The sequence below is a fragment of the Klebsiella sp. Shm-1 genome, assembly GCF_040804525.1.
Lineage (GTDB): Bacteria > Pseudomonadota > Gammaproteobacteria > Enterobacterales > Enterobacteriaceae > Klebsiella > Klebsiella pneumoniae.
The window spans coordinates 2,848,446-2,865,244 of record NZ_CP161823.1 but is presented as its reverse complement, the minus strand read 5'-3'; the positions used below and the strand labels follow the sequence as shown (position 1 = coordinate 2,865,244).

The following is a 16,799-nucleotide window of genomic DNA, read 5'->3' as shown; positions in this document are numbered from 1 at the left end:
CGTGAAATCGTTGTTGTTCAGCCACAACCACCACCTGCTTTCGGTGAAGGGATGTGAAGCCGGGCTTGATGTGCTGGCCTTCGAGGGCGATGAAGCCCTGAGCCAGCCGTTCCGCTACCGTATTGAATTCACCAGCGCAGACCATGCCATCAGCAAAGAGATGATGCTGATGAAGTCAGCCTCCCTGACGCTGCAGGCGCCGGTGGCTCAGGGCTTCGGCATCAATGTTCAGCAACCCGTGCGGGTGATCCAGGGTGTGGTGACGGGGTTTGAACGGCTCAGTACCTCCAGGGATGAAACGCACTACGCGCTGACGCTTCAGCCGCGCCTGGCGCTGCTTAACCGCTCGCACCAGAACGCCATTTACCAGGACCAGTCCGTTCCGCAGATTGTGGAAAAAATCCTCCGCGAGCGCCACGGCCTGCGCGGTCAGGATTTTCTGTTCTCGCTGACAAAAACGTATCCGCGACGCGAGCAGGTGATGCAGTACGGCGAGGATGACCTGCGCTTTATCACCCGGCTGCTGGGTGAGGTGGGGATCTGGTTTCGCTTTACCGCCGACACGCGGCTGCACATCGACGTCGCTGAGTTCTGCGACAGTCAGCAGGGCTATGAGAAGGGGCTGACGTTGCCTTCGGTCCCGCCGTCAGGGCAGCAGTCGGCCGGGGTGGACGCGGTGTGGGAGATGGCATGCCGCCACCGCGTCGTGGAGCAGCAGGTCAGTACCCGCGACTACAACTACCGCGAGGCGACGGCGGACATGAACGCGCAGGTGGATGTCACTCGCGGGGAGACCACCACCTTTGGTGAGGCTTACCACTGGGGAGATAACTACCTGACCGCGGGGAATGTCCATGACCGCCATCCGGCGCCGGAGTCCGGGGCGTTTTACGCCCGGCTTCGCCATGAGCGTTATCTGAACGGCCAGACCCGGATGCAGGCCACCACCAGCTGCCCGACGCTCTGCCCGGGACAGGTGCTGAAGGTCACCGGCGGAGAGGAGGTGGCCGGGGAGTTTGCTGATGGCGTGCTCGTCACGGCGATGCACAGCCACGCCCGGCGCGATGCCGACTTTGCGGTGGAGTTTGCCGGCATACCGGACAGCCCGGACGTCGGCTACCGGCCTGAGCCCGGCGCGCGTCCGGTGATGGCCGGGACGCTGCCGGCCCGCGTGACCAGCACCCGGGAAAACGACACCTACGGGCATATCGATAAACACGGACGCTACCGGGTGAATATGCTGTTTGACCGGGCGCGCTGGGAAACCGGGTTCGAGAGCCTGTGGGTCCGCCAGTCGCGGCCGTATGCCGGAGACACTTACGGCCTGCACCTGCCGCTGCTGGCGGGGACGGAGGTGGCGATTGGCTTTGAGGATGGTAACCCCGACCGGCCGTATATCGCGGGCGTGCTGCACGACTCGGCGCACGGCGACCACGTCACCATTCGCAATGACAAACGTAACGTCCTGCGCACCCCGGCCAACAACAAAATCCGCCTCGACGATGAGCGCGGGAAAGAACATATCAAGGTCAGCACGGAGTACGGCGGTAAAAGCCAGCTCAATCTCGGGCATCTGGTGGATGCTGAAAAGCAGCCGCGCGGCGAAGGCTTTGAGCTGAGAACCGACAGTTGGGGAGCTATCCGGGCACAGAAGGGTATTTTTATCAGCGCGGACGGACAGGCGCAGGCTCAGGGGCAGGTGCTGGCGATGGAGCCGGCGGTCAGTTTGCTGAAAGGTGCGGTGAATCAGGTCACGGAATGGGGAAGTATTACGCAAACCCATCACAATGTTGTCCCAGACACCGGCCCATTAAGCGCACTGACCGCAGGCGCCAGCGATCTTAAACAGCCGACATTGCTGATGTCGGCCCCGCAGGGGATTGCCGCAGTCACGCCGGAAACGACCCTACTACACAGCGGTAACGGGCTGTATCTGCAGAGCCTGGGAGAGGTCAACATCACCACGGCACAGCGCTGTTCACTGAATGCCAGCCAGGCTATTTCACTGCTGGCGCAACAGGAAGGAATGCGGCTGGTCTCCGCCAAAGGCCCGTTGGAAGTAGAGTCGCACGGCGATATTCTGTCGCTGACCGCGCTAAAAGATATCACCGTCCAGTCAACCCAGGGGCATCTGCAGTTGACGGCTAAAAATGGCATCACCCTGGGTTGCGGCGGCGCATATATCCGTCTTACCCCGCAGGGAGAGGTACAGATCCACGGACCGGGGGTGATTAGCCTTAAGGGGCAGCATGATTTGCAGGGGCCGGTCAGCGAGGCGTTTCCCTTGCCTGAGCTACCGGCATCGGTGTGTAAAGAGTGCCTTAAAAAAGCCCAGGCGCTGGCGCAGGGCTTCGTGCCGCGGGAGGCATGATGACCAGACAATGGATTGAAGAGGTCGCCGGAACCTGTCGGGCTTTCGGAACGGATTATCTGCATGTCATTATCGATCAGGCGGGGGTGAATTTTTCCGTTATTCCGGCGCTGAATTCGCTGTCAGTTGAGTGGCAGTCGCTTTTTCATGGACTTCCGGAAGTATTTATTGTCGATGATGCTCCGCTGGTGGCGCGCTTTACGCTTGATGATCATGAGCAAATGCGCTGGTTACAGGATATCAGCCAGCAACTTGCCATCCAGGCGCCGCTGCTCCTGTTCTGCACATACTGGCCCTTTTCGGCGCTAGCGAACTGGCTCACGCAGTGTATGGATATTCTGCAGGAAGGGCGCAGCGGAATTTTACGCTTTTACGATACCCGGGTATTTCCGCTGTTGTTTACGCACATTCTCAGTGACGAGCAGCAAGAGCCATTGATGCGTCCGGCCCTGTTTTGGGCGTGGCAGGATCTTGACGGCCAGGCGAAAGGCATCAAAGGCAGTGGTCTCCCGCCGGAACGCGATGAAAATGCGCCCAAAATTGAACTCAGCGATCGCCAGCTTGAGCATCTGATGTGTATCAGCGATGTCATCGTCATGTTGTCGCACTGTGCTCCGCCTGCGGGCATGTTTGACTCAAGACAGTCACTGTTTTCGGCCTGTTACCAGGGCATGGTGGAGGCGACACGCCAAGGCCTTCTTCTGGATGACGCTCGTGAAGACTGGGTAATGAAGAAGTGGCTTTCCGACGTAAAAACCAGTGAGAGACCTTCAGAATGAAAAGCCTGGTCTGGCTGAGTACACCCCTCTCTTCATTACCCTCAACCCGACAGGGAGAGTCCGATGAAATCTGCATTAATCAGCCCGCTGCTGGCGGGGCTGCTGCTGTTAACCGGCTGCGCACAGCCTGCCGCACAGGCCGGAGGCGGCGGTGGCGGAACAATAAAAGCCATCAACCACACAAAATGGGCGATCAACCACTTCAGTGTCAACGGCCAGTCGGGGATCGACATTTTAGGCCCGTTTCAGGGCGGCGGCGGTGGCTGCTGCTTCAGCGTGCCCGCCCGCTGGACGCCGGGTATGACGGTGCGCGTTGACTGGGAAACCGGGGTGGGTGATACAGAAGGTTCCCCTGGCTTTGGTAATGATGAAAAGTACCTTGCCTGGGCTAAGAAAATGAAGGCCCAGAACCGGCAGCACAGCAAAACTGTCCCGCTGCCCGACTATAACGGCCAGGATGTGTGCGGCATTACGGTACACTTTTTACCCTGCGATGACGTGAAGGTGACCACCAGCTGCTGGTCACCGAGAAATGTGAACTATCCGATAAAAGAGCCCGTCAGGATGACGGAGCCGGCCGTCTGTCCGAAGTAGCCCGCCTTCGTTTATTCAGGATGGCATCACCTTCACTTAATCACCCTCAAACCGACAGGGAGAGTCCGATGAAATCTGCATTAATCAGCCCGCTGCTGGCGGGGCTGCTGCTGTTAACCGGCTGCGCGCAGCCTGCCGCACAGGCCGGAGGCGGCGGTGGCGGAACAATAAAAGCCATCAACCACACCAAATGGGCGATCAACCACTTCAGTGTCAACGGCCAGTCGGGGATCGACATTATAGGCCCGTTTCAGGGCGGCGGTGGCGGCTGCTGCTTCAGCGTGCCCGCCCGCTGGACGCCGGGTATGACGGTGCGCGTTGACTGGGAAAGTGGTGAGGCATCGACTGAAGGTTTTCCTGGATTTGCTGATTCAAAAAAATACAGAGAGTGGAGAGATAATTTAAAACAAAACAACCGTCAGCACAGTAAAACCGTCCCGCTGCCCGACTATAACGGCCAGGATGTGTGCGGCATTACGGTGCACTTTTTACCCTGCGATGACGTGAAAGTGACCACCAGCTGCTGGTCACCGAGAAATGCGAACTATCCGATAAAAGAGCCCGTCAGGATGAAGGAGCCCGCCGTCTGTCCGAAGTAGCCCGCCTTCGTTTATTCAGGATGGCATCACCATCCCTTCATTACCCTCAAACCGACAGGGAGAGTCCAATGAAATCTGCATTAATCAGCCCGCTGCTGGCGGGGCTGCTGCTGTTAACCGGCTGCGCACAGCCTGCCGCACAGGCCGGAGGCGGCGGTGGTGGAACAATAAAAGCCATCAACCACACCAAATGGGCAATCAACCACTTCAGTATCAATGGCCAGTCGGGCATCGATTCAATAGGCCCGTTTCAGGGGGGCGGAGGCGGCTGCTGCTTCAGCGTGCCCGCCCGCTGGACGCCGGGTATGACGGTGCGCGTTGACTGGGAAAGTGGTGAGGCATCGACTGAAGGTTTTCCTGGATTTGCTGATTCAAAAAAATACAGAGAGTGGAGAGATAATTTAAAACAAAACAACCGTCAGCACAGTAAAACCGTCCCGCTGCCCGACTATAACGGCCAGGATGTGTGCGGCATTACGGTGCACTTTTTACCCTGCGATGACGTGAAAGTGACCACCAGCTGCTGGTCACCGAGAAATGCGAACTATCCGATAAAAGAGCCCGTCAGGATGAAGGAGCCCGCCGTCTGTCCGAAGTAGCCCGCCTTCGTTTATTCAGGATGGCATCACCATCCCTTCATTACCCTCAAACCGACAGGGAGAGTCCAATGAAATCTGCATTAATCAGCCCGCTGCTGGCGGGGCTGCTGCTGTTAACCGGCTGCGCACAGCCTGCCGCACAGGCCGGAGGCGGCGGTGGCGGAACAATAAAAGCCATCAACCACACAAAATGGGCGATCAACCACTTCAGTGTCAACGGCCAGTCGGGGATCGACATTTTAGGCCCGTTTCAGGGCGGCGGCGGTGGCTGCTGCTTCAGCGTGCCCGCCCGCTGGACGCCGGGTATGACGGTGCGCGTTGACTGGGAAACCGGGGTGGGTGATACAGAAGGTTCCCCTGGCTTTGGTAATGATGAAAAGTACCTTGCCTGGGCTAAGAAAATGAAGGCCCAGAACCGGCGGCAGCACAGCAAAACTGTCCCGCTGCCCGACTATAACGGCCAGGATGTGTGCGGCATTACGGTACACTTTTTACCCTGCGATGACGTGAAGGTGACCACCAGCTGCTGGTCACCGAGAAATGTGAACTATCCGATAAAAGAGCCCGTCAGGATGACGGAGCCGGCCGTCTGTCCGAAGTAGCCCGCCTTCGTTTATTCAGGATGGCATCACCTTCACTTAATCACCCTCAAACCGACAGGGAGAGTCCGATGAAATCTGCATTAATCAGCCCGCTGCTGGCGGGGCTGCTGCTGTTAACCGGCTGCGCGCAGCCTGCCGCACAGGCCGGAGGCGGCGGTGGCGGAACAATAAAAGCCATCAACCACACCAAATGGGCGATCAACCACTTCAGTGTCAACGGCCAGTCGGGGATCGACATTATAGGCCCGTTTCAGGGCGGCGGTGGCGGCTGCTGCTTCAGCGTGCCCGCCCGCTGGACGCCGGGTATGACGGTGCGCGTTGACTGGGAAAGTGGTGAGGCATCGACTGAAGGTTTTCCTGGATTTGCTGATTCAAAAAAATACAGAGAGTGGAGAGATAATTTAAAACAAAACAACCGTCAGCACAGTAAAACCGTCCCGCTGCCCGACTATAACGGCCAGGATGTGTGCGGCATTACGGTGCACTTTTTACCCTGCGATGACGTGAAAGTGACCACCAGCTGCTGGTCACCGAGAAATGCGAACTATCCGATAAAAGAGCCCGTCAGGATGAAGGAGCCCGCCGTCTGTCCGAAGTAGCCCGCCTTCGTTTATTCAGGATGGCATCACCATCCCTTCATTACCCTCAAACCGACAGGGAGAGTCCAATGAAATCTGCATTAATCAGCCCGCTGCTGGCGGGGCTGCTGCTGTTAACCGGCTGCGCACAGCCTGCCGCACAGGCCGGAGGCGGCGGTGGCGGAACAATAAAAGCCATCAACCACACAAAATGGGCGATCAACCACTTCAGTGTCAACGGCCAGTCGGGGATCGACATTTTAGGCCCGTTTCAGGGCGGCGGCGGTGGCTGCTGCTTCAGCGTGCCCGCCCGCTGGACGCCGGGTATGACGGTGCGCGTTGACTGGGAAACCGGGGTGGGTTCATCAGCGGGTTTCCCGGGATATGAAGATGAGAAGAAGTTTTTAGAGTGGGCAAGGAATATTAAAGCTCAGAACCGCCAGCACAGTAAGACCGTCCCGCTGCCCGACTATAACGGCCAGGATGTGTGCGGCATTACGGTACACTTTTTACCCTGCGATGACGTGAAGGTGACCACCAGCTGCTGGTCTCCGAGAAATGCGAACTATCCGATAAAAGAGCCCGTCAGGATGAAGGAGCCGGCCGTCTGTCCGAAGTAGCCCGCCTTCGTTTATTCAGGATGGCATCACCATCCCTTCATTACCCTCAAACCGACAGGGAGAGTCCAATGAAATCTGCATTAATCAGCCCGCTGCTGTCGGGGCTGCTGCTGTTAACCGGCTGCGCGCAGCCTGCTGCCCGGGCCGGAGGCGGCGGCGGTGGCACCATTGACGCCATCAACCACACAAAATGGGCGATCAACCACTTCAGTGTCAATGGCCAGTCGGGGATCGACATTATAGGCCCGTTTCAGGGGGGCGGAGGCGGCTGCTGTTTCAGCGTGCCCGCCCGCTGGACGCCGGGTATGACGGTGCGCGTTGACTGGGAAAGTGGGGAAGCTTCAACTGATGATTTCCCGGGATATGAAAACTGGAATAAATATCTTGAATGGGAAAAGAAAATAAAAGCCAGTCATCGGCAGCACAGCAAAACTGTCCCGCTGCCCGACTATAACGGCCAGGATGTGTGCGGCATTACAGTGCACTTTTTACCCTGCGATGACGTGAAGGTGACCACCAGCTGTTACACCTACGGCAGTCCGTCCTACCCGATAAAAGAGCCCGTCAGGATGAAGGAGCCCGCCGTATGTCCGAAATAGCATGCCTCCGTTTCCCAGGGGTGGCATCACCCTCACTTAATTACCCTCAAACCGACAGGGAGAGTCCGATGAAATCTGCATTAATCAGCCCGCTGCTGGCGGGTCTGCTGCTGTTAACCGGCTGCGCGCAGCCTGCCGCACAGGCCGGAGGCGGCGGTGGCGGAACAATAAAAGCCATCAACCACACAAAATGGGCGATCAACCACTTCAGTATCAACGGCCAGTCGGGCATCGATTCAATAGGCCCGTTCCAGGGGGGAGGTGGCGGGTGCTGCTTCAGCGTGCCCGCCCGCTGGACGCCGGGTATGACGGTGCGCGTTGAATGGGAAACCGGGCAGGGTTCATCCGCGGGTTTCCCGGGGTTTGCCGACAGGGCTAAATACAAAGCCTGGATAGCAGACATTGATGCCCAAAAACGCCAGCACAGCCAAACCGTTCCGCTGCCCGACTATAACGGCCAGGATGTGTGCGGCATTACGGTGCACTTTTTACCCTGCGATGACGTGAAGGTGACCACCAGCTGCTGGTCACCGAGAAATGCGAACTATCCGATAAAAGAGCCCGTCAGGATGAAGGAGCCCGCCGTATGTCCGAAATAACCGAAAACCATGCCGCCTGGGTCCCGCCGCCGTTTCCGCCGCAGGGACGTCTGCCGGGCCGGGCGCTGCAGGTTGGGCAGAACTGCCATCAGCAGAACAGCGACGAGCGGCGCTATCACCAGGAACTGTGCCTGGCTGCCGGACGGCGCGTGGAGCCGCCGTGCTGCAAAACGCTGCACATCAGTCTGTTTTTCGACGGTACCGGCAATAACTTAAATCATGACTTTTTTATCGCGAACCCGAAACATCCGACCAATATCGCCCGGCTGTTTCGGGCGACTATTGGAACGGGAACGGCTGGCGGGGTGCCGTCTGACGATCAGAGCAAGCTGTTTGATGATGACGGCGGGGGAGACGGGAAATATTTTAAATTCTATATGCCCGGCGTGGGCACCCCCTTCCCGGAAGTGAATGACCCGGACTATTCCACCATGGGTCTGGTGGGGGCATTTAAGGGGGAGGATCGGATTAACTGGGCGCTGCTGCGCATAATCGATGTGCTGATGTTTAGTGCCACCGAAAAATGGCTGACCACCACAGAGAGTCGTCGTTCACTGAAAGAAATGAGCACCAGCTGGAACCAGCTGGGATTTGGCGGCAGCCATAACCGCTATGAAGAGTTCACTCGTTTGCTGAATGATTTGGCCTCTGATTTGAAGCCCCTGATTATTCAGCCTGAGCCGGGCAAGCCGAAACTGACAGGCATCAAGCTGTATGTCTATGGTTTTTCCCGCGGCGCGGCAGCGGCGCGCACCTTTGTGCGCTGGCTGAGCGAACTGCTGCCCCCGCCGGCAGCGGAGGGTGAAAAACCGCCGCAGTGCCTGCAGACAGGCGGGATGCAGCTGCCCGTCAGCGTGGAGTTTCTCGGGCTGCTGGATACGGTGGCCTCCGTCGGGGTGGCGCATGTGGTGCCGGTTGCCGACGGGCATATGTCCTGGGCAGACGGCACGATGGAGCTGCCGGATGATGAAACCTATGGCGGGCTGATAAAAAAATGTGTCCACCTGGTCTCCGGGCATGAGCAGCGTCTCTGCTTTCCGCTGGACTCAGTGCGCCGGGCAAACGGCAAATACCCGCCCTGTGCCACTGAGGTGGTTTACCCGGGGATGCACTCGGATATTGGTGGAGGATATCCACCGGGGGATCAGGGGAAAGCGAATGGTGAGAATGACAGTTTATTGCTATCTCAGGTAGTTTTAAACGATCTTTATTCTGCGAGCTTCCAGGCTGGGGCCCCTCTGAAAGTACCTGTCGACACGCTGCCTGTTGATCTTAAAAAAGATGCATGGCGTGCTATGCACCCTGATCTCATAAAACAATTTGATACCGATATTCCTTTAGTCAACCGCTTCAACGCCTGGCGCGAACTCACCCTGGGCCAAACCACGCCGAAAACGTTCGATCCTGAAGCAGCCTCTCACTACGAACCACCTGCCGCCGGCGGCAGTCTGGAAACCGTCATTGCTGAGCAGATGGCCTGGATCACCGCCTGGCGCATCGACCGCTATGCCAGAGGCTCGATGCTGAAAACGCCCTTCTATCAGCGCGCCAAGAATACCGACGCGCTGCCTGCCGCGCGGAAGGCGGCAGAAGAGGTTCGTGATGAAAAACAGGCGGCGGTGCTCAGGGCTCGCCAGAACCAGATAGCAAACCAGCCTCCTGACAGGATGGATGAGCTGGTTCTGCAGCCGGGCGTGAAGGATTTTGACCCAAAGATGGATCAAACCCAGCTGTTCGACGCGGCGAAGGAGTTCGGAAAGGATTACCACGACGGTTACCGTATCCCGGATAACCTGGCGCAGCTGGTGCTGGATACCGTGCTGCAGCCGGTGATTTTCATTCTGAATACCGATGATGAAGCGCAGGAATACCGGCGCATGAAGCGTGACGGAGAGGCCCGGGTGGCCGTCCTGTTCCCAGAGGCCGGGGAGGCCAGCAACGCGGAGCAGCCTGCCGGGCTGGTGAGGGCGCTGTTTGATGATCAGGTGCATGACTCACGCGCCTGGTTTATGTATGCCGCGCTCGGCACGCGCGAGATGTGGACCGGCTACTTCCGCTACCGGATGATTTACTTCAGCGAGCGCTGCAGTAAACCACTCTCGCCGCTGGTGCTCGCCGGAGACCTGGTGGGTTTTGCGACCGTGACCGCGGGCGTCGTGCTCAGTTTCCGGCAAAAGCGCCTGACCGGCAAGCTGGCCGGGCTGGCTGCGACAGGCGCCGTGCGCTCGCTGGAGGTGGCGGTGCTGGACCAGATAACCGGGGAAGCGCTGCCGGAGCTGCCCGGAGGGGAGCAGCTGCGGGCATTTACCCACGAGCCGGGAACCGTTGTCGCACAGCAAAAGGCGCGGAAAGCGGACGAGCAGCTGGCGCGGGGGCAAGCCGCGCTGCCGGCCAGCTGGCTGGAGGACGTTCTGACGACAACGGTCTGAACGCGGATAAGGAGGATCCGATGAATAAAGTCATTCGCAAAGGCGATACCCTGCGGGAGTATGGGGGCAGGGTGCTGATGGGGCATTATCAGTGTTTTGGTCTGGGGTTCGCCTGCAAGGGCGACCCGGTCAAGTGTAACAAACACGGTATGACGACCATTGCTGAAGGCAGCGCACGAACAACGATTGATGGCCAGCCGGTTGCGCTGCACGGTCATCGCTGCGCCTGCGGCTGCACGCTGGTCAGCTCTAACCCAGACTGCGGGGTTGATCAGTGAGGCCGGTACCGGAGTATCCCCCGTACGGAGACGCGCGACCGCCTGGTACGGCCAGGTGGCTATCGGCTTCGGCCCTGCTGGTCCTGCTTAGCGGCGGGGTCAGCGCTTTACTTGCCTCGTCAGAAGGGAAAAGCGCCCTGGCCGCCACCGGGATCCTGTTGGCTCTGGTGCTGGCAGGTACCGGCTGGTTGATCCGGCTGCTGTACTACCGCATGAGCGTGCATAACGCCAGGTTCTATGACCAACTGGTGGCATACGAACAACAGCAATGGTGGGCGGAGCATCGGCAGCCGATCGGGTTACAGGAAGGTCTGTTACTGGGGCCCATGGGCAAAACGACCACTGACTGGCTGCGGGTGCTAAGCCGTCACCAGCGTCCGCCAGAGGAAGAGAACGAGGGCGGCGGCAGGGCGCTGCGAGCGCCATACCTTTCAGTTTCTGAGGCTATCGCCCGCGAAAAACGGCTGGCGGAACTACTGGTGATGGAATGGCAACGACAGCGCAGTGAAAGAACGCTTACGCCGCCGCTGCGTTGCTACTGGCAGGGAACGGAGCTCGCCTGGCAGGCGTTTCGTGCACAGATGACCCTCACTGTTGCGCAGATGACACTACCCTCACGCCCGCATGCCTGGCGTGGGGAGGCCAGCCTCGCGGAGATAGCACACGCTCTGGCGGAAGCTGCCCCCCATGACACTGTGCTTATCGCCGGATGTCAGGTGGTTGTCGCCCAGCCGGGGGCCGTGCAACCCGCCGGAGAGTCTGCGGTACTGTGGCTCGCCGGACGAGACGGTCCGGTGCACCTGACCAGGGGGGAAACCTATTGCGCAGAAAAAGGGGAGGCCCTGACTGCTGTAGCCGCTCGTGTGCTGGTGCAGAACGAACTGAGCGGCCCCCCGGAAGCCTGTGCGCTGTTTTTTCAGCCGGGACTGGAAGCGCTGGCGCACAGCGGTTGGGATATCAACCTGTATCGCCAGGATGCCTGTTGGGGAGACATCGGCGAGATGGAAGGCTTGACCGTTCTGTCGCTGGCGGCGATCTACGCCGCGCACTACCAACAACCGTGTGGCTGGCTAGCCCGCGATCCCTTGAATACCCTCGCAATTGGAATTGTAAAACCTGATGGACAACGTCAATAAACCTGCAGCTATCTCTGTGGCGGCTACGGTTATCGTCTGTATTGCTGCGGTCACGCTTCTGGTGCTCCTGGGCGGGCTGGCATGGTGGCTGTGGGCGATGGATCGTGCCACGCAGTGGGAAACGCTGCGCCCGCTTATCGCTACGGGCTTTATTATCTGGGGGATGGCACTCAGCCTGCTGGTACTGGGGTTTATGGCCTTTCGACTGCTGATAAAAGATAAGGTTAAGCCTTCAGCAGCGCCTGTGCGGCAACCCACCAGGCCCGCCGGGCGCGAAGCCCTTTATGCCCCGCTGAAAAAGCACCTTCACGCACGTTACCGCCTGCGCTGGCGGCGCAAAGTCCGCCTGCTTTTAGTCACCGGCGACGAGGCGGCAATCGAACAACTGGTGCCTGGCCTGCGTCAGCAGCACTGGCTTGAAGGCAACCGCACCGTGCTGATTTACGGCGGCAGCCTTGCATCGGAGCCTGACCGAGAAAAATACATCGCGCTGCGCAAGCTGCGCCGCGGTCGTCCTCTGGACGGGATTGTGCGGGTGATGCCGTCGTCTCTGACCCTGACGCCGCAGATAAGCGAGAGCGACCTGCGTTGGCTGGAAAAAATCAGCGAACTGCTGCGCTATGCCGCCCCGGTCTGGTTATGGAAACTGTGCGACAGTGAGTGGCCGCAGGCTGACCGCGCGGTGCAGGCGGTAGGGGTTAGCTTCCCGTTGCGCGCCACTGAGGAAGATGCCGCCCGTCAGCTTGCGCAGATGTTGCCCACGCTACGGGAGCAGGGGATGCACCAGATCGCAGCAGATACCCGCCACGACTTTCTGCTGCGTCTGGGGCAGCAGCTTATCGACGGGGGGATCGCGCAATGGCGCTGGCAGCTGGCGCCGTGGCTGACCGCCTCGCGGCAGCGGCTTGCGCTGCGAGGCCTGATGTTTAGCCTGCCAGAGCCTCGTACCGTAGATCCGTATCAGGAGGCGGATACCTCGCCTGCGGGCCAGCCTCATCTCCTGACGCTGCCCGCCACCTGGCTGGGGATCGTCGATGACTGCCGCCGTTTACGCGGGCATCACGTGGGAATGGCGTGGGAGCGGGGCCTGGCGTGCGGTCTGCTGGCCATCCTCGGCCTGTGGGCGGCGGGACTGCTGCTCTCCTTTGCCCTCAATTACAGTCAGATTGCTTCGGTAGCGGGAAAAGCCCGCGACCTGGTGGCCCCCCCCTCCGTTTCTGACTATCAACTGACGGCCCTCCATGCCCTACGCAATGAGGCCGGCCGTCTCGTGCACGATGGGCAGAAGGGAGCGCCCTGGTATCGGCGCTTTGGTCTGGACCATCATCAGCAACTATTAAACGCCGTCCTACCCTGGTACGGTGTGGCAAATCATCGCCTGATACGTGACCCGGCCAATGCCGCGTTGCAGCAGGCGCTCAGCGCGCTGGTCAACTCCGCCCCCAATAGCGACCAACGAGCCAGGCTGGCGAAACCGGGCTATGACCAGCTGAAAGCCTGGCTGATGATGGCTCGTCCGGATAAAGCCGATGGCGCATTTTTTGCGCAGACCATGAAAACGGTCCAGCCGACGCGAATGGGGATCTCGACCGGTCTGTGGCAAAGTCTGGCGCCGGATTTGTGGGCCTTTTATCTCTCCCTGCTGCCCGAGCGGCCAGAGTGGAAGATCATCCCGGATGCGCAACGGGTGAGTCAGAGCCGTCAGGTTCTGTTGCAGCAGCTAGGTCGCCGCAATGCCGAAAGCACCTTATATGAGAACATGCTCAAATCCGTGCGTCGTAATTTTGCCGATGTGTCGCTGGAAGACATGACCAGTGGCACCGACGCGCGCCGCCTGTTTACCACCGATGAAGTGGTCCCGGGGATGTTTACCCGCCAGGCATGGGAAGGTGGCATTCAGCAGGCCATTGATAAGGCAGCCAGCTCGCGCCGGGAGGAAATCGACTGGGTGCTGAGCGATTCGCGCAAAACGATGTCGACAGACCTGTCGCCGGAGGCGCTGAAAGCGCGTCTGACCCGACGCTACTTCACCGATTTCGCCGGCAGCTGGCTGAATTTTCTCAACAGTCTGCGACTTAATCCGGCGACCACCATTGCCGATGTTACCGACCAGCTCACGCTGATAAGCGATGTCCGCCAGTCGCCGCTGATTGCCCTGATGAATACCCTTGCCTGGCAGGGGCAGGCGGGGCAACAAAGGGAGGGGCTGTCGGACAGCCTTATTAAATCGGCCAAAGATCTGGTGGGCGGGAAAGACAAGCCGGTCATCGACCAGTCGGCAGCCGGCCCGCAGGGGCCTCTGGATGACACGTTCGGCCCACTGCTCCAGCTGATGGGGAAAAACACGGGCAGCAACGTCATGTCGGCCGATAGCACCCTGAGCCTGCAAACCTATCTGACCCGTATCACCCGCGTGCGCCTGCGCCTGCAGCAGGTTGCGAATGCTTCCGATCCGCAGGAGATGATGCAGACCCTGGTGCAGACCGTCTTCCAGGGGAAAAGCGTCGACCTGACCGACACGCAACAGTACGGTAGCCTGATTTCGGCAAGCCTTGGCGAAGAGTGGAGTGGCTTCGGTAATACTCTGTTTGTGCAGCCGCTGACTCAGGCCTGGGAAACCGTGCTTCTGCCGTCGGCGGCCAGTCTGAATGATAAATGGCGCCGCTCGGTGGTCGCCAACTGGCACACCGCCTTTGACGGACGCTTTCCGTTTGCCGCCAGCAAAAGCGACGCCTCCCTGCCGATGCTGGCTGAGTTTGTGCGCAAGGACAGCGGGCGGATCGAACGTTTTCTCACGACGGAGCTGAACGGTGTCCTGCATAAAGAAGGCAGTCAGTGGGTGCCGGATAAGGTCAACAGTCACGGCCTGGTCTTTAATCCGGCCTTTCTGCGCGCGATCAACCAGCTAAGCCAGCTGTCCGACATTCTTTTCACCGACGGCAGCCAGGGGATCAGCTTTGAGTTACAGGCCAGGCCTGCCCCGGAGGTTGTCGAGACACAGCTGACGATAGACGGCCAAAAGCTGCGCTATTTCAATCAAATGGCCGACTGGCAGACTTTCCGCTGGCCGGGGGAGACGTATAAACCCGGCACTCTGCTTACCTGGACCACCGTCAATGCGGGCACGCGTCTGTTTGGTGACTACAGCGGTACCTGGGGTTTTATTCGCTGGCTGGAGCAGGGTAAACGCCAGCCGCTGGATCGCAGCCAGTGGATGATGAGCTTCTCCGCCCCGGATGGCCGCACTCTGCAGTGGGTATTGCGCTCCCAGCTTGGGAGCGGCCCGCTGGCGCTTCTGGCGCTGCGCGGATTGACCCTGCCGGATCAGATTTTTACTGTCGATGCGGCTGAGAGCGCACAGGTCCTGACGACGGGGGTAGGGAATAGTGACATGGATGAGATGGAATTATGAGTATTTTACAAAATTTGGTTGCCGCCAGTCAGTTGGATGAAAGCGTACTACGCCAGCAGGCCCGGTCACGTCAGGCGCAGTGGCAGTCCTGGCTTGCGCCAATCAGTGACGCCCAACCAACCGGGGACGATCCGGGCTATGACGATGATTTTCAGCGTATCCGCGATGAGGTCAATAAGATCTCCGGCGTCGATACCGAACTGATTTGCCAGCTGGCAGAAAAACTGCTGACTCAGACCTGCAAGGATCTGCGCGTGATCACCTTTTACGTGTGGGCGCGTCTGCAGCGGGATGGTGAAACCGGTCTGGCGGAGGGCGTTACGCTGCTGGCGGCAATGCTTGAGCGGTTTGGGGCTATGCTCCATCCACAGCGTGAACGTAGCTGTAAATCAGCGCTGGAATGGCTTGGCAGTCGCCGGATGTCGGACAGTCTGTCTCTTTATCCGGAAGTCGACATGACCACTATGCAGGTCATTATCGGGGCGTTATTGCTGGCGGAAGCCACTTTTTCCGGCTTGGCTGAAGCATCTCGCCCCGATCTTTCCGGGCTATATCAGATACTGGAGAACCGCCTGGTGCAAAGCGGCGGAGCCCACAGTCTGGTGCCGCAGACCAGCCGCGAAGAACACGATCTGCTACCCCAACATACGGACACCGCACCGGTAATGCATACCGTCACGTCAGGTCGTGATTTGCTCGATCAGGCTAAGGTGCTGGCGAAATATCTGCGTGAGTGTCCCGGCGGATGGCTGGCAGGTCATCATCTGATGAAGAGTGTGCGTTGGGATACGTTAACGGAGTTACCGCCGCTGGATGCCTCCGGCCGGACACGGCTATTGCCTCCCAAGCCTGAGAGTAAAGCCCATCTTAAGCGTTTGTATTTACAGAAAAGCTGGTCGGAACTGCTGGAGCATACGGACACGCTGTTGGCGCAAGGCGTCAACCATCTGTGGCTGGATGTGCAGTGGTACGCCTGGCAGGCGTTGCTGAAACTGGATGCTGACAGTGTACGGGCCGATATCCTGTGCCGGGATATGAAAGGGCTGCTGGCTCGTCTGCCGGGGCTGGAAACCCTGGCGTTTAACGATGGTACGCCATTCGCCGATGAAGTGACGCTCAACTGGCTTAACGAACGTGTCCTGGATGAGATGGCCGGATGGCAAGATGAGCCGGTAATGGCGGCGACCAGCGCTGATGAGGTGCTGTCGCTGGAGCCAGAAGTGCTCACCCGCGCGGACGATGAAGGTATTGAGTCGGCGCTGAACTGGTTACAGGCGCAGCCGGGCTATACCACCAGCCGCAATCGGTGGCTGATGCGCTTACTGATGGCGCGGGTCAGCGAGCAGTACGGAAAAAATGAAATGGCGCTGCATCTGCTGGCGGAACTCGACAGCCGCGCCCGGGAAATGACGCTCGAACAATGGAAGCCGGAGCTTATCTTTGAGGTCAAAGCCCGCCGACTCCGGCTGCTCAGAGGCAAGGCCGGGCGCAGTGAGGCAGAAAAAAATCGCTTGCTGCCAGAAATGGAGTCATTGCTTGCCGGGCTCATCGCTCTGGATCCTGCTCGCGCCGCGGTGCTGTGCGCATAATTCACGCATCATTCA

At 59.2% G+C, this 16,799-nt stretch carries 15 protein-coding genes; all 15 read left to right on the top strand.

The features are described from left to right. Nucleotide 1: 1 nt before the first annotated feature. The 15 genes from AB1E37_RS14080 to tssA all read left to right on the top strand — a co-directional run bounded on the left by AB1E37_RS14080 (nucleotide 2) and on the right by tssA (nucleotide 16,784). Nucleotides 2-2,371 (top strand): type VI secretion system Vgr family protein, encoded by a 2,370-nt coding sequence (locus AB1E37_RS14080; RefSeq protein WP_004224357.1) that lies wholly within the window; start codon nucleotides 2-4, stop codon nucleotides 2,369-2,371. Then, on the top strand, nucleotides 2,371-3,150 hold the full coding sequence (locus tag AB1E37_RS14075) for a DUF4123 domain-containing protein (RefSeq protein ID WP_004224359.1): 780 nt from the start codon (nucleotides 2,371-2,373) through the stop codon (nucleotides 3,148-3,150). The genes AB1E37_RS14080 and AB1E37_RS14075 overlap by 1 nt, the downstream gene beginning before the upstream one ends. A gap of 63 nt (nucleotides 3,151-3,213) precedes the next feature. Beyond that, entirely contained in the window at nucleotides 3,214-3,744 is a 531-nt protein-coding gene (gene tli1 / locus AB1E37_RS14070; RefSeq protein ID WP_117407294.1) for a T6SS immunity phospholipase A1-binding lipoprotein Tli1-KP, read from the top strand. Between the two features lie 68 nt (nucleotides 3,745-3,812). Next, nucleotides 3,813-4,343, top strand: a complete 531-nt coding sequence (tli1, locus tag AB1E37_RS14065) for a T6SS immunity phospholipase A1-binding lipoprotein Tli1-KP (RefSeq protein WP_038422402.1) — start codon at nucleotides 3,813-3,815, stop codon at nucleotides 4,341-4,343. 68 nt (nucleotides 4,344-4,411) lie between these two features. Continuing rightward, nucleotides 4,412-4,942, top strand: coding sequence for a T6SS immunity phospholipase A1-binding lipoprotein Tli1-KP (gene tli1 / locus AB1E37_RS14060; RefSeq protein ID WP_085855945.1), 531 nt, complete (start codon nucleotides 4,412-4,414; stop codon nucleotides 4,940-4,942). 68 nt (nucleotides 4,943-5,010) lie between these two features. Further along, entirely contained in the window at nucleotides 5,011-5,544 is a 534-nt protein-coding gene (tli1, locus tag AB1E37_RS14055; RefSeq protein ID WP_367776811.1) for a T6SS immunity phospholipase A1-binding lipoprotein Tli1-KP, read from the top strand. Between the two features lie 68 nt (nucleotides 5,545-5,612). Further along, on the top strand, nucleotides 5,613-6,143 hold the full coding sequence (gene tli1, locus AB1E37_RS14050; protein WP_038422402.1) for a T6SS immunity phospholipase A1-binding lipoprotein Tli1-KP: 531 nt from the start codon (nucleotides 5,613-5,615) through the stop codon (nucleotides 6,141-6,143). A gap of 68 nt (nucleotides 6,144-6,211) precedes the next feature. Next, a complete protein-coding gene (gene tli1 / locus AB1E37_RS14045; protein WP_117116798.1) occupies nucleotides 6,212-6,742 on the top strand; it encodes a T6SS immunity phospholipase A1-binding lipoprotein Tli1-KP in 531 nt (176 codons plus the stop codon). 68 nt (nucleotides 6,743-6,810) lie between these two features. Continuing rightward, nucleotides 6,811-7,341 (top strand): T6SS immunity phospholipase A1-binding lipoprotein Tli1-KP, encoded by a 531-nt coding sequence (gene tli1 / locus AB1E37_RS14040; protein ID WP_004224370.1) that lies wholly within the window; start codon nucleotides 6,811-6,813, stop codon nucleotides 7,339-7,341. Between the two features lie 68 nt (nucleotides 7,342-7,409). Beyond that, entirely contained in the window at nucleotides 7,410-7,940 is a 531-nt protein-coding gene (gene tli1 / locus AB1E37_RS14035; protein WP_004224374.1) for a T6SS immunity phospholipase A1-binding lipoprotein Tli1-KP, read from the top strand. Further along, entirely contained in the window at nucleotides 7,928-10,369 is a 2,442-nt protein-coding gene (locus AB1E37_RS14030) for a DUF2235 domain-containing protein (RefSeq protein WP_004224376.1), read from the top strand. Before tli1 (AB1E37_RS14035) ends, AB1E37_RS14030 begins: the two co-directional genes overlap by 13 nt. Nucleotides 10,370-10,389: 20 nt before the next feature. Beyond that, on the top strand, nucleotides 10,390-10,647 hold the full coding sequence (locus AB1E37_RS14025; protein ID WP_002902252.1) for a PAAR domain-containing protein: 258 nt from the start codon (nucleotides 10,390-10,392) through the stop codon (nucleotides 10,645-10,647). Then, on the top strand, nucleotides 10,644-11,783 hold the full coding sequence (locus AB1E37_RS14020; RefSeq protein ID WP_004224379.1) for a hypothetical protein: 1,140 nt from the start codon (nucleotides 10,644-10,646) through the stop codon (nucleotides 11,781-11,783). Before AB1E37_RS14025 ends, AB1E37_RS14020 begins: the two co-directional genes overlap by 4 nt. Continuing rightward, nucleotides 11,767-15,195: an ImcF-related family protein gene (locus tag AB1E37_RS14015; protein ID WP_004224382.1), complete on the top strand. Its 3,429-nt coding sequence runs from the start codon at nucleotides 11,767-11,769 to the stop codon at nucleotides 15,193-15,195. Before AB1E37_RS14020 ends, AB1E37_RS14015 begins: the two co-directional genes overlap by 17 nt. Further along, nucleotides 15,192-16,784 (top strand): type VI secretion system protein TssA, encoded by a 1,593-nt coding sequence (gene tssA / locus AB1E37_RS14010; RefSeq protein ID WP_004183804.1) that lies wholly within the window; start codon nucleotides 15,192-15,194, stop codon nucleotides 16,782-16,784. The genes AB1E37_RS14015 and tssA overlap by 4 nt, the downstream gene beginning before the upstream one ends. The last annotated feature ends 15 nt before the right edge of the window (nucleotides 16,785-16,799 follow it).